This window comes from Pseudoalteromonas sp. APC 3893 (assembly GCF_030408095.1).
Classification (GTDB): domain Bacteria; phylum Pseudomonadota; class Gammaproteobacteria; order Enterobacterales; family Alteromonadaceae; genus Pseudoalteromonas.
This window is the reverse complement of sequence record NZ_JASDCD010000002.1, coordinates 268,601-281,507: the sequence shown is the minus strand read 5'-3', so window position 1 is coordinate 281,507 and position 12,907 is coordinate 268,601. Positions and strand designations below refer to the sequence as shown.

The following is a 12,907-nucleotide window of genomic DNA, read 5'->3' as shown; positions in this document are numbered from 1 at the left end:
TGTAAAAACTTTGCTAATCGTTTTATTCAATAAATTGAAAACGTTGATTGTCGCCGTTATAACACTGCCACTGCACAATATCAGCACCATTTGCTTGCAGTTTACCTGCGATATCAACACATTTATTACTTAAACTTGATTTGAGCTCGAAGTAGCCATCACCCGTGCTATTGAGAGTAAAGCGTTGACTGGCTTTTGCATTGTCACAAACCCACTGCTGCAACTTAGCGCCATTACTTGAACTGGCGTTTTCAATCTGCATGCACAAGCCAGTTAACTGCGAGCTAATTGCATATTCATTACTACCTAGCTCAACAAGGTTAAATTGTTGATTTTCGTTATTAGCACTACAGCCCCACTGCTGATAATAAGTGCCATTAGTCATTGCGCCACCAGTAATATCAATACACTTTTGGCTATGCTTAACTTTGAGCTGCCCACCATTACTAACACTGTTTGTATTGGACGCATTAACAGGTTTATAAACTCGCACCCAATCGACATACATTTTATTTTTACTATCATTGGCTAGGTCTGCATCAGTTGCAATATTACCCGCTTCTGAGCGCCAATCATGATCTTCAGTATCAATAATAATATAAGCAGATTGATCCATATTATGTGTGTTCTTATTTAACGTAGCCCCAGTGTAGTCTTTGTCTTTCATGACCACTTGTGCCCACGAACCATCAGGCGTTTGCTGGCCATCTATGTAAAATGTGACGTCTGTTGGGCTTTTCCAATACACGCCAAAACGATGAAAACCTTCACGCCAATACGTTCCCCAGCTAGGCGTATTATGCGTTTGGTCGTTGTAATCACTAATTATTTGGTTAGATTGTTGATCACGAATAAATACATGAAAGTTAGTCGACATGTTTTTTGCAAACCAATCATCACGCGCACCACCGTATACTTCGAGTACATCAATCTCTCGCTGGTCATTATCGCTAAGCAGCCAAAAATTTGAAGATAATTCCAGATTACTGACTTTGATATTTGCCTCTAAAAATATCGGAAAACTAACTTTTGTTTTAGAAGTAATAACCCCTGCATTAACTTTATCTGTGCCGGCACGACGCGAAGCACTAATAATAAGGTTACCATCTGAAACCCAAGACTCGTCCTGCTGCCAATAGGTCAGGCCGGGACCAGTCCAACTATTAAAGTAAGTATCATTCCATTTACTGGTAAATGTCGCTGGTTTCCCGGTGTAATTAAATGAATCTGAGTAGTCTTCTTGTAGTTGCCATACTTTCCCCTCATCAGGTGAAACTGGTAAAGGGATTGAGTCCCAATCATTTGCAAACAAGTTGGTAGTAGTGAGTAAACACCCGATAAACAATGTTATTTTGTTCATTTTTGCCTCTTTAAATTGATGTTGTCATTTTAGCCACAAAATGTGACCAACAAAGACTAGTACAAATAAGAAACAAAATAAATAAATTGTCAACAAAATACTTTTAACAATAAGTCAAATGCGCTATGGTCAGTTTTGCATCAAGCTGTGTATAACTCATTGGTTATGCGCGTCTCAATCAAAAGATAATACAACAATGGAAGGGCTTTCATGGTACTAAAAAATAAAATAATCAAGGGGATACCCCCTCTTATAATGCTAACTTTTGGTGTGCTAATGGTGACGGGGTGTAGTGATACTAAAAATAATGTCAATTCAGTTCATTTACAAAACCTACAAACAGAACTTATTAAAACGACTGACCCGCTAACTATTAACTATCATGTGACAGGAAGCCTGATTAAAAAAATAAACCTCGTCATATCAAATCCCGGTGACTATGCAACTTTAAATATTTATGCCAACAACACGCTATTATTTGAAAACCTTAACATAGCGCGTACTGGCAAACACACTTTTAATGCATTAGTAGAATTTCCTCAACTAGGTGACACCACCCTCACCTTCAAAGTTAACAATAGCGATATCACGCTGCACAGTGCCTCATTTGAAGATGTAGCAGATTTAACGTTACCAACCTATACAGATATAACCAAAACGGCCGGGTTAGATAGTGTGAACTCTATTAAATACGCAGGCCCTACCATTGCTGATATAGACGGTGATGGTGACTATGATTTTATCGTAAACAATCACAATCAAGAAAGCAGCAAACTCTACTGGAACAATGGTGATGGTACCGTAACCAAACACGACAAAAACTTAGCTCGTTGGTTTATGCATGACTTACATGGAACAGCTGTTGGAGATTACGATAATGACGGTGATTTGGATTTAGTGGTCACCCAAGGTGGTGGTAATGGGACTAATCCCTCTAAAGCTAATTTTTATACTAACGATAATGGCACCTTGGTATTGACTACCGGTGATGTTGCTATTGATAAAGGCGGCCGCGGTCGAGGCGCAAAATTCTCTGATATGGATTTAGATGGCGACCTTGATTTAATGCTGATAAATGAAACCAGCTTAAACGGTGACAAGCCCCAGCATTTTTTTTATGAAAATACGGGAAATGGAAAGTTTAAACGTAAACGTGTTAAAGGCATAGAAGATCAGCACCCTTCACGGGCATTAATCACAGATATTAATAATGATCATATTGATGACATTATTTTGTATGCACCTTTATCTATTTGGCAAGGCAATGGTGATTTTACTTTTACTGATGTCACGCATACCCTACCGCAAAGCGTCATTGACGATAAAGATATAATGGCAATTACTGATATTGATATCGATAATGATGGCGACCTCGATTTATATTTAGCCAGAGGTAAAGAGTTTGAAACCGGTAAAGGCGAGGCCCCTTTTGTCGATCACGATCCAATTGAGAAAACGTTTTCAATAAAGCCAAGAGGTTATAAAGGAGTCGATAAATTTAGTTTTGATGCTGATGGAGTGATTAAATTCCACCAATATTACTATTTAGCTCAAGGTGCATTTAGAGGCAAGGATTACCCGTTATTCTTAGGGCGAGAAAAAACAGCTACCGTACTTGCCAGTACTGAGGAGATGTCTTTTAGTGCTGAACAAGCACAAGGCTGGCCCGCCGATATCTCAGAAAATGGGGTTTACTTTGGACACTTAGGAAATGGCCATTGGCAAGCAGCCCTAGTTCGTAACGACGATATATTTTGGGGGTTTAAATTTAGTTTAGCAGGTGTTGATAACATAGAAACTGATTTTCAACCCGAAAACCGCAATATCACTGATACCTTACTTCGTAATGATAATGGTAAATTTACTGATGTTTCAAGCGCATGGAATATTCCTCTCGGTGGAAATTCTTTAGGTGTTACTCGCGGTGACTTTAACAATGATAGTCATCAAGACCTGTTAATTTATCGCTGGGGTAATATTGGAAATAGAATTTCAGATGTCATGTTATTAAATGACGGTAACGGGCAGTTCCATGCCCTTACAAGCCATGGCGCTAATGATATAGGCGGCCCCGGCAATGGTGATATGGGGCAAGCTTTTGATTTTGACTTGGATGGCAACCTTGATTTACTCAGTGGTAGTGAAGGTGGCCAGTGGTATTTATATAACAAAACGTCCACCGAAAACGCTAACAATAACTATGCGTTAGTTGAAGTGGGCTATTCCCCAGATGCAAATATTGATGCAACCTCTGCTGTAGTGACTGTTGAAACATCGAATCACAGCTATCGAAAGCGAGTCGGTTCTGCAGGCGCTGTATTTTCACAAAGTTTACTTAACATTGTTCACTTTGGCCTAGGAAAAGCCGAAACGATTGAAAATATTAACGTTAGATGGAGAAATGGTGAAACAGTCAGTATTAGCAATAAGCCCGTTAATCACTTATATACAACAGATAGCCTTGATCCAACCAGCTTAATTTTATCAGAGCAAAACCCTACTTCAATCAGAGAAGGTACGGCAGTTAAGTTTCAAGCTAAGGTAACGCCAAATCATGCAGACACCCGTTTGATATGGTCATCCAGTGATGAAGCTATTCTTAGCGTAGATCAACATGGAATCGTCACAGCCTTAGGTAAAAACGCAGATAAAGCAACGATTACGGCCACCAGCAAGGCTAATAACCTTTCTACAAGCCGCCAAGTCAATATTACTAAATGGCAACCTATACCTATCGAATCAATAAATATTCTATCGCTTGATAAAGATTCAACTTATCAGCAATTAAATAATAAACCAACGTTGTTTGTTGGGCAAACTTTAAACTTGGCGGCCAAACCAACGCCCAGAATCGCAGATAATAGTAAGGTCAACTGGACAAGTAGTAACACCTCTGTCGCAACAGTAGATCAATCAGGGGCTGTAACAGCTATTGATAGTGGAAAAGCTATCATTTCAGCAACCGCATTAGCTAATACAAAAGTGAGTGACCAAATTGAAATTAAAGTAACACAAAAAATTGACCCATACATTCGAATAAGCAATGCAAGCCAGCTTGAAGGAATGCGATTTAAAGTTGGTGACGATATTGTACTCAATGTCGACTATCACGCTGGATCAAATAATACCGTCATTGCTGCTGATGAAGGCGGTATTCGCTTTTGGCTAAGGCATTTTAAATCAAAGTGGATCCCTGTAAAAGACACCGTACTTAAAGACACCAGTGTATTAGGGACACAATCAGGGCAATCAACAATGACGCTATCGCTTGACGGCCTTACGCCAACAGCACAATTACCAAAAGGACACTTTTATTTATTGCGCGCCACTTTTGCATCAAGTAACGGTAATATGTACGATGCCACAATATATCCTTTAGATATTGTCGAACCCACAACTAATTATAATAACCAATAAAATATTATGTTCAGTACTGTAACTTTCAAAGTACTGAACATAAAATCTAAAATTAAAGAAGCCGAGCTCAGCTCTTACCTTGTTCGTCAAATAGATTCGCAAGTTGATGCGTCTAACTTTGGTGATTTTGATCTGAATGCCTGAGCTTTATGCGCTACACACTTTATTTTTACCGGTACTCTTAGCTAAATACAAATTTTCATCTGCTTTTTTTATTGCCCAGTCGATACTACCCGTACGAATAACTTCACACACTCCCACACTTACAAATAAGTTTATCTTTTCCTGCTCGACACTAACTGGCTGTGCAAGTAAGTCTTGCTGAATACTTTTGGCCAACACAATCGCCCCATCGACACTCGTTTGTGGTAGTACACATAAAAACTCTTCACCACCCCAGCGACAGAAAATATCTTTTGCTCTAGAAAATTTACGAAAAGTATCAGCTAAATGTATGAGTGCTAAATCCCCAGCTTGGTGACCATATTTATCATTGATTTTTTTAAAATCATCAACATCAAAAAGCATAATTGATAACGAAGTATTTGATTTATCACTTTGTAACTTTTCTTCGTACAAACGTTCCATGGTATACCGTCGATTAGGTAATGCGGTAAGAGGATCCGTAGTCGCTAGAATCTCATTACTTTTAGCTAATTGGATGAGTTTTCTGCTGTAACTCTCACGAAAGTACTCATAGAAGCCACTTAATAAAGCAACCACTATAAAAGATAATAATATGCGGGAAAGTAACTCTGGGGAGTTATATTGATAACCATTAAAGTTATCAGCTATCACAAAGGCAGCTATCACAGCTAAAATGAAAATAGTTATATCTATAATCCCTTTACGCAGTCCTCGCATAAAGAAAGTAACAGGAGAAACGATAAAAATCCAAATAGGGCCTGTACCATGGCTTCCCCCTGTATAGACCAAATACAGCATCAATATAAACAAAGTGTATAAAACAATACAAGATGAAAGCCTGTCGTTACTTTTAATAAACCATGGAAGTATAAATAAGCTCGAAGCAATAATTAAACTTGCAAACAATGGATAATTAGCATCAATAATTGCAAAAAAAGACATTACTGCGGTTGCAATAGAGCCTGTAAAAGCAAAAGATTTTATAATTAACTTTCTTTCACTTTGATCTGAATAATTTATCATTTGCTAGTTTACTATTCCTAGAGTTATACAACATTTATAGTTTACCCATAATTTAAACGTTCATACACTCAGGTTTTACTAAAATTCGTCAATGAGTGTTTTTCGCACAATTACAAATCTGCCTATTAAAAAACACTCTACATTACAGGCTAATAAAGGTAAATGTATCAGTTAAAGCGCTCAGGATTTTCATGCAACAATAAAGTTTATTCTTTTACTATAAACTTAAATTATTAATGCCATACAAACTCTTGAGTATGATAAAAATAACGATCATCACTAATACTCACACAGTGTTGATCAATAGTAATATCCCAATCAAGGTTTCTCGTTAGGTTTGATTTAATGTGATCTATAAACTGCTTATCAATTTCAATTAAATGGCTATTAGGTAATAATCTTAATTGGGGCTTTGCCTGGTTTAACCACTCACTTTTAGCAGTTGTTAAAATAATAAATTCATCGACGACTTTTGTAGCCTTAAGCATGCGTTGTAAATCTGGCTTATCAACACTTAACCATTTTGTATAGTGTTCATTTAGCGCTTTGACAGAAACATCTGGTCTATATTTATCAGAAAAATTATTTATTTTCGCAGATTTATCATATGACAAAAAACTGTAACCCAATAGCTTCAAAATGAAATGATCAAGTGTTTCGTTTTTAGTCAGTGACGTAGTAAAAACTTCGCGATGATTTCGTTGTTGACGTAAATCTGCAATGGTAAATCGTGCTTTAAATATACGGCTTTTGTCAGTCATTCTCATGACTCCAGCAGTGAACGAATGATAAGTATAGTTGAGAATAACTAAACTGGCATATCGAGGTTATGGTATAACATTATTGATAACTCAAGATAATGATGTTACATTATATCACAACATAAAAATCAATTAATGTAGTAATTATGAACCGATATTCAATTCTTTCTGCTGCGATCATTACAGCGCTTAGCTCTTACTCTGTCCATGCTGCAACTGTAAATGGTCATGTTGTAAATCCTAATAATCAACCAATAGCTAATGCCGATGTTCACGTACATGGCAAAACGCAGTCTATAAAAACAGATAACCAAGGTAACTTTAGTATTGATATAGATGCCAACAGTCAATTGCATATCAGTAAAAATAACTACCTTGATGTACGTGTTGACGTAAATGAAACCAATTCAACTGTAAACGTGACTTTAACGCCCACATCGGTAGAAACTGTCGTTGTTTATGCATCTGCTTTACATAAAAATAGTTTAGAGATGATTTCACCTGTGAGTGTATTGTCAGGTGATGAACTAAAAAACAAATCAAAACCAACACTTGGTGAAACGTTAAAAGGTCTTCCAGGTGTTAATGCCAGCTACTTTGGTCCAGTGTCATCAAGCCCTATTATTCGTGGCTTAGACGGTCCACGAGTCAAAATCACTCAAAATGGTTTGGATAGCAGCGATGCATCCCGTATTGGTCCAGATCACGCAACATCTAATGACACGCTATCTGCCGAGCAAATTGAAGTGCTTAGAGGCCCAGCCACCCTACTGTATGGTTCCGGTGCAATTGGTGGTGTGGTAAATGTGGTTGATAACCGAATTCCTACTGACAATATTGAGCAATTTACTGGTGCCATGGAGTACAGCCACGATACGGTATCAAATGCCAATACTTATGCTGCAAAGCTTGAAACAGGTCATGACAACTTTAACTTTCACTTCGATGGAACAAAGCGTACTGGTGATGATTACCAAACGCCAGAATTTGAGCTACCAGAGGATGAACACGAAGAGCATGATGACCACGATCATGAAGAAGAAGCCCACGAAACAGCGACCTCTGTAGAAAACACTTTTATTGATAGCCAAACAGTAAATTTTGGTACCAGTTATGTCGGTGAGCATTTCACCCTAGGTGTCGCTTATGGGCGTATCGATACAGATTATGGTATTCCTGCGCATGAACATATTGGCCATGATCATGAATCTCATGAAGAAAGCCATGATGAAGAGCATGACGAACATGAAGGTGAATCTGTCTATGCCAGTGTGGAGCAAGACCGTTGGCAAGGCTTGATGAGTTACGCACTGCACAATAATTGGATTGAAACGATTAACTTACGCTTAGGTTACACTGATTATCAGCATAGTGAAATTGAAGACGGTGTAATTGGCACAACCTTTAAAAATAAAACAACTGAAGCGCGTTTAAACATAGAGCATAAATTTGGTAACTGGCATGGGATGGCAGGATACCACTTTAGCGACTCTGACTATGATGCCGATGGCGAAGAAGCCTTTACGCCGGCGAGTAAAACAACGAGCCATGCTGTTTTTATTTTAGAAGAGCAGCAATTTGGTGATGTCACGGTTGAGTTAGGTGCCCGCTTAGAAGATTACAACATTGATAGTAATATCGCAGCACAAGATGAGCATGACCATGACCATGACCATGACCATGACCATGAAGAGCATGATGAAGATAAAGAAGAACACGATGAAATAACTGCCTACAGCAAAAGCTTTACTAACTTAAGTGTATCTGCCGGCGCTATTTGGCAATATACATCAGGTCAAAGTATTGCTCTAAGTGCATCACATTCAGAGCGTGCGCCATTATCCGCTGAACTTCTGTCAAACGGGATTCATATTGCAACAGGTACGTATGAACTTGGCTTAGGCTATGTGATTGAAGATGGTGAAGCGCATTTTGAGCCGCAAGACATTAAACAAGAAACATCGACCAATCTTGATTTAAGTTTTAGACGTTTCAGCGGAGACTTTGGTTATACAGTCAATTTATTCTACAACGATATTGAAAACTTTTATTATCAACAAAATACAGGCCTTGTTTATGATGAAGAGCATGGTTTTGAACAAAATAGTGAAGAGCACGAAGAAAGCGTCGCGGTATATCAATTCGTAAGCAAAGACGCTGAACTTTATGGTATCGAATTTGATGCTCATTACCAGGTGAACGCAAACGCAATGGTTAAAGTGTTTGGTGATTCAACAACAGCAAAACTTAAAGATGATGAAAACCTGCCAAGGATACCAGCCAATAAAATAGGCTCAGAGTTACAATATACGCTTAGTGATTGGCAGTTTACACTCACAGGTACTCATTATTTTGAGCAAAATGATATTACAAATTATGAAACAACCACACAGAGCTACACCTTATTTGATGCACAGGCAAATTATCAATTAAGTGTAGGATCTGTTGATTCAGAGTTTTATATTAACGTTGACAACATAACTGATGAACTTGGCTTTGTGCACAGCTCATTTATTAAAGAAAAGGCTCCTTTACCTGGGCGTAACTTTAAAATTGGCGTACGCGGATATTTCTGATTATAAGTTACTCATCTATAACTATATAGTTGAGTTACTGCTATTTAATGTAAAAGATCCACCTTCTAAAGAAGGTGGCTTTGAATTAGCCCCCTAAAAGGGGGCGTTGTTTACTCCAGTGTTAACTGAGCTTGCTCTTGCCTCTCTTCTTTCTGCTGATGCCTGACATATCTTCGTATTACTTCTTCATTTATGCCAACCGTGTCAACAAAATACCCTCGCTGCCAAAAATGATTACCCCATAACTTATTCTTTCTTAAATACGGATATTTACTAAACATTTTTAACGCTATTTTACCTTTCAATGCTCCCATTAATTTTGAAATTGACAGCTTTGGTGGCACTTTTACTACTAAGTGTACGTGATCTATTTGTACATTCAGCTCAACAACTTTGCATCCAAGCTGTTCACAATAGACCTGAATGCATCTGTATACATCCCTGCCTACTTTGTTTTTAAGGATCCTAAATCTATATTTCGGTGTCCAAACTATATGATATTGACATCGCCAATACACATGCGATGCTTTCTCGTATCTACTCATGTTTTTTCCTTTTGTGACTTCGCTAAAAATCAACTTAGGAATTAACATGAGTACTTTTTACAGGCAAAGCCTATTTGATGATAACCACCTACTGAAGTAGGTGGTTTAGGGGCTGAAAATAAAAAAACCACGCTTAAATAAGCGTGGTTTTTTATATCATGAGCTTTGTTAGCTCAGTGACTACTATTAAAGAATAGCGTGTAACTCAACATCAAATACAAGAGTTGAGAAAGGTGCGATTGCAGCACCGGCACCACGTTCACCATAAGCAAGCTCATGAGGAACGTAGATACGCCATTTAGTACCAACAGGCATCATTTGTAATGCTTCTGTCCAACCTTTGATAACGCCACCAACTGGGAATTCAGCAGGCTGACCACGTTCATAAGAGCTATCAAACACTGTACCGTTGATAAGCGTACCGTGGTAATCAACACGTACTGTTGACTCAGCTGTTGGCTTTTCGCCTTCACCTGTTGCAAGTACTTCATATTGAAGACCAGATTCAGTCACTGTGATTTCTGAACGCTTAGCATTTTCTTCTAAAAATGCGATACCTTCAGCAGAAAGTACTTTAGCTTCTTCTTCGCGACGAGCTTGAATTTCAGTGTTGATTTTTTCAAATGCAGCTTGGATCTCAGGAATTTCAACTTGGAATTCACCGCCGGCATAAGCATCTTTCATGCCTTCAAATACTGAATTTAAGTTTAGACCTTCAAAAGGGTTCGCTTTAAGTTGCTCGCCCATTTGTAAACCAATACCGTAACTTGCTTTTTCAGCATCTGTAGTAAAATTATCTGACATAATGTGTTTCACGTTTGTTTGTACCAGCCGAACCTGCACTGATACCAGTTAAAAGACGCGCCTATGCTATCATAAAAAAAAGCCCTTTTGGGCTTAGTTTTTATGGAGTTTTTGCTTAACTATACCCATTATTAGGGTAAATATCGGTAAGCTGATTAAAATACCTGCAAGCAACTCCCGACTGAGTAACGCATGAGCTCCTACAAATATAATTGGCACTAAGATTAGCCCCACTACGCCAATCACACATGCCCCAATTACCGGCCAATACTTATCATACTTAGTCATTAAATGCGCAGTTAATACATTGAAGCCTAAGCAGTATAATAATGAAGTAAAAAGTACAGCATCAGGTTGCGCATCAATAGCCATTTTAACAAGTAAATTTATGGCACTGTGATAACAATATGCAAATACAACCCACAATAAACTGTGTTTTAATAAACGTTGTAATGTATTTAATTGACGAGGCTCAGACATATAAACTCCAGATAGCAAAAAGCCGCCCATAAGGCGGCTTTTTAAATATGGTGGAGAGATAGGGATTTGAACCCTAGATGGGCTACAAACCCATGCCGGTTTTCAAGACCGGTGCATTCGACCACTCTGCCATCTCTCCGTACGGCGCGCATAATAGGTGTTACGGAGTTGATTGTAAAGCCCTATTAATGAAAAAGAGAAAATTAGTAATATTGCTTTGGACGCTTAGCAATCCACGAGCAAACTAAACATACTAATAAACTTAAAATGGCAAAACTTAAACATTGAAATATTAGGTCAAATTTATTCAAATCATCACTTGGCATGATCACTAATACAAATGCAGGCAAAATACTCAACATTAATACATAAAAACACACTTTAAATGCACGACCAAAATCAAAACGGCGTGTACGCTGCATCCACCAAGTTAGTACAACTAAAATTGAAATTGAAGAAATAGCCACTAAATGAGGAGTTTGCGTACTAAAAGCGGTATAAAGAGTCAGCACGGAACCGACTACCCCCCATAATGACCAGGTTAGCCATTTTTCTTTTTCACGTAAAAATAAATTTCCCATTGTTCTCGTCTTCTTTATTGTTATTGTTAAGACATTCCATACAGTAACAAAAAATAACAGATTAAAAAACAAACTGAAGAAGAATATAAACAATTGCCTCCTAGCACTCTTCACAGTCTGCAGCTAATATCACCATATCAGCTGCTAGCTTAATAGAGTATGACTGATTAAAAAGTATTAAGTTCCTTTGTCTACTATAAATTTGTGAAAAAGTGCTCTGGTTTATGTTTTGCTGCTTTTTTACAATCAACTTCAGGGGTACCTAAATATAAATACCCCACTATCTCATCTAACTCATTTAAGCTTAACTGTGCTTTCACTTGCTCACTTTGAGCAAAATAACCTGTCCGCCAAACACCACCTAAGCCTTGTGCAAATGCGGCTTGTTGCATTGCTAAAACAGCACATCCAGCACTTTGTACTTGCTCTATTCGCGGTACTTTCGGGTGTTGTTGGTATTTAGCAATAGCAATAATGATCATCGGTGCGCGCAGAGGTAATTCCTTTGCTCGTGAAATCACTTTCTCATCTTGTTGTTCTGTAACTGCGCTTTGATAATATATTTCACCTAAGCGATCACGCCCTTCACCTTGTACAACAATGAATTGCCACGGAGCGATACAACCATGATCAGGCACACGCAGTGCAGCTTGTTTAATAATGGCTAATTGTTCATCATTCGGCGCGGGCTGTGTTAAACGAGGGTCGGATTGTCGGGTCAATAAAAGCTCAATAGCATCCATAATCATTCTCAAAAGTAAAAAATGTAGCATACCATTGATGATTTATTGAAGTATAGGTGCGAGTAAGTCAGTAAATAAGTTAACAACACAATATGTTTAAAATTAAAAGCCAGAATACAAAGAAGCATTAGGGTCTCAATACAGTCACACTATTGTCGTGCGGGTAACCTATTAGCTACTCAAGCATCGCCTTTAATTTTGTAACGTAAGCGAATAAAATAGCTAATGTAGTCGCTACCAGTGTAGTGGTTGCAAAAGCATACACTAAGCCAAGTGCTGTGCCCCATGTGTTAATTGCATTAACGGTTGCAACGATAAGTAATGCTATACCTATACATCGAAACAATAGATAGGTGCTTTTTTTTAAGCGCCGGGCTTGACCAATGACATCATTGTAATGACGTTGCAGTGATAAACTCAGCAGTGTAAAGCCCAATAATTGCAGTATTATTTGCAGTAATATCAACATA

12 protein-coding genes and 1 tRNA gene are annotated in these 12,907 nt (G+C 38.1%); 3 read left to right on the top strand and 10 right to left on the bottom strand.

Going from position 1 to position 12,907, the window contains the following annotated elements; all coding sequences use genetic code 11:
* Positions 1–22 precede the first annotated feature (22 nt).
* Positions 23–1,360 carry an RICIN domain-containing protein gene (locus QMA12_RS05295; protein WP_290208985.1) on the bottom strand — a complete coding sequence of 446 codons (1,338 nt, stop codon included), beginning with the start codon at positions 1,358–1,360 and terminating at the stop codon, positions 23–25.
* Positions 1,361–1,615: 255 nt separating this feature from the next.
* On the opposite strand from QMA12_RS05295, the gene QMA12_RS05290 reads away from it, so the two are divergent.
* Both QMA12_RS05290 and QMA12_RS05285 read left to right on the top strand, forming a co-directional pair.
* Positions 1,616–4,777 carry an FG-GAP-like repeat-containing protein gene (locus QMA12_RS05290; protein ID WP_290208984.1) on the top strand — a complete coding sequence of 1,054 codons (3,162 nt, stop codon included), beginning with the start codon at positions 1,616–1,618 and terminating at the stop codon, positions 4,775–4,777.
* Between the two features lie 6 nt (positions 4,778–4,783).
* Entirely contained in the window at positions 4,784–4,921 is a 138-nt protein-coding gene (locus QMA12_RS05285; protein ID WP_176372574.1) for a hypothetical protein, read from the top strand.
* Positions 4,922–4,924: 3 nt separating this feature from the next.
* On the opposite strand, the gene QMA12_RS05280 is transcribed toward QMA12_RS05285, so the two are convergent.
* Entirely contained in the window at positions 4,925–5,947 is a 1,023-nt protein-coding gene (locus QMA12_RS05280; RefSeq protein WP_254911239.1) for a GGDEF domain-containing protein, read from the bottom strand.
* Between the two features lie 233 nt (positions 5,948–6,180).
* Complete coding sequence (locus tag QMA12_RS05275) at positions 6,181–6,708, bottom strand: YaeQ family protein (protein ID WP_176372575.1); 528 nt, start codon at positions 6,706–6,708, stop codon at positions 6,181–6,183.
* 146 nt (positions 6,709–6,854) lie between these two features.
* Between QMA12_RS05275 and QMA12_RS05270 the strand changes: the two genes are divergently transcribed.
* Positions 6,855–9,284 (top strand): TonB-dependent receptor, encoded by a 2,430-nt coding sequence (locus QMA12_RS05270; protein WP_290208983.1) that lies wholly within the window; start codon positions 6,855–6,857, stop codon positions 9,282–9,284.
* A 110-nt stretch (positions 9,285–9,394) separates the two neighbouring features.
* Here QMA12_RS05270 and tnpA read toward each other — a convergent pair whose 3' ends face one another.
* The 7 genes from tnpA to QMA12_RS05235 form a co-directional block, all read right to left on the bottom strand.
* Positions 9,395–9,829 (bottom strand): IS200/IS605 family transposase, encoded by a 435-nt coding sequence (gene tnpA, locus QMA12_RS05265; protein WP_087532237.1) that lies wholly within the window; start codon positions 9,827–9,829, stop codon positions 9,395–9,397.
* 186 nt (positions 9,830–10,015) lie between these two features.
* Positions 10,016–10,633 carry an FKBP-type peptidyl-prolyl cis-trans isomerase gene (locus tag QMA12_RS05260; protein WP_087533953.1) on the bottom strand — a complete coding sequence of 206 codons (618 nt, stop codon included), beginning with the start codon at positions 10,631–10,633 and terminating at the stop codon, positions 10,016–10,018.
* Between the two features lie 93 nt (positions 10,634–10,726).
* Positions 10,727–11,113 (bottom strand): hypothetical protein, encoded by a 387-nt coding sequence (locus QMA12_RS05255; RefSeq protein ID WP_087533954.1) that lies wholly within the window; start codon positions 11,111–11,113, stop codon positions 10,727–10,729.
* A 48-nt stretch (positions 11,114–11,161) separates the two neighbouring features.
* A tRNA-Ser gene (locus tag QMA12_RS05250) sits at positions 11,162–11,252 on the bottom strand.
* 64 nt (positions 11,253–11,316) lie between these two features.
* The gene (locus tag QMA12_RS05245) at positions 11,317–11,694 is read right to left on the bottom strand and encodes a hypothetical protein (protein WP_087533958.1); all 378 of its coding nucleotides are present in this window, start codon (positions 11,692–11,694) and stop codon (positions 11,317–11,319) included.
* Between the two features lie 194 nt (positions 11,695–11,888).
* Positions 11,889–12,437 (bottom strand): NAD(P)H nitroreductase, encoded by a 549-nt coding sequence (locus QMA12_RS05240; protein ID WP_087533959.1) that lies wholly within the window; start codon positions 12,435–12,437, stop codon positions 11,889–11,891.
* 175 nt (positions 12,438–12,612) lie between these two features.
* A complete protein-coding gene (locus tag QMA12_RS05235; RefSeq protein WP_087533960.1) occupies positions 12,613–12,906 on the bottom strand; it encodes a DUF3325 family protein in 294 nt (97 codons plus the stop codon).
* Position 12,907 lies beyond the last annotated feature (1 nt).

Excerpts from the sequence above, each read along its gene's own strand:
- QMA12_RS05260 (WP_087533953.1), bottom strand. The coding sequence starts at position 10,633 with ATGTCAGATAATTTTACTACAGATGCTGAAAAAGCAAGTTACGGTATT.
- QMA12_RS05270 (WP_290208983.1), top strand. The coding sequence starts at position 6,855 with ATGAACCGATATTCAATTCTTTCTGCTGCGATCATTACAGCGCTTAGC.
- tnpA (WP_087532237.1), bottom strand. The coding sequence starts at position 9,829 with ATGAGTAGATACGAGAAAGCATCGCATGTGTATTGGCGATGTCAATAT.
- QMA12_RS05240 (WP_087533959.1), bottom strand. The coding sequence starts at position 12,437 with ATGGATGCTATTGAGCTTTTATTGACCCGACAATCCGACCCTCGTTTA.
- QMA12_RS05280 (WP_254911239.1), bottom strand. The coding sequence starts at position 5,947 with ATGATAAATTATTCAGATCAAAGTGAAAGAAAGTTAATTATAAAATCT.
- QMA12_RS05235 (WP_087533960.1), bottom strand. The coding sequence starts at position 12,906 with ATGTTGATATTACTGCAAATAATACTGCAATTATTGGGCTTTACACTG.
- QMA12_RS05245 (WP_087533958.1), bottom strand. The coding sequence starts at position 11,694 with ATGGGAAATTTATTTTTACGTGAAAAAGAAAAATGGCTAACCTGGTCA.
- QMA12_RS05275 (WP_176372575.1), bottom strand. The coding sequence starts at position 6,708 with ATGACTGACAAAAGCCGTATATTTAAAGCACGATTTACCATTGCAGAT.
- QMA12_RS05255 (WP_087533954.1), bottom strand. The coding sequence starts at position 11,113 with ATGTCTGAGCCTCGTCAATTAAATACATTACAACGTTTATTAAAACAC.
- QMA12_RS05290 (WP_290208984.1), top strand. The coding sequence starts at position 1,616 with ATGCTAACTTTTGGTGTGCTAATGGTGACGGGGTGTAGTGATACTAAA.
- QMA12_RS05295 (WP_290208985.1), bottom strand. The coding sequence starts at position 1,360 with ATGAACAAAATAACATTGTTTATCGGGTGTTTACTCACTACTACCAAC.
- QMA12_RS05285 (WP_176372574.1), top strand. The coding sequence starts at position 4,784 with ATGTTCAGTACTGTAACTTTCAAAGTACTGAACATAAAATCTAAAATT.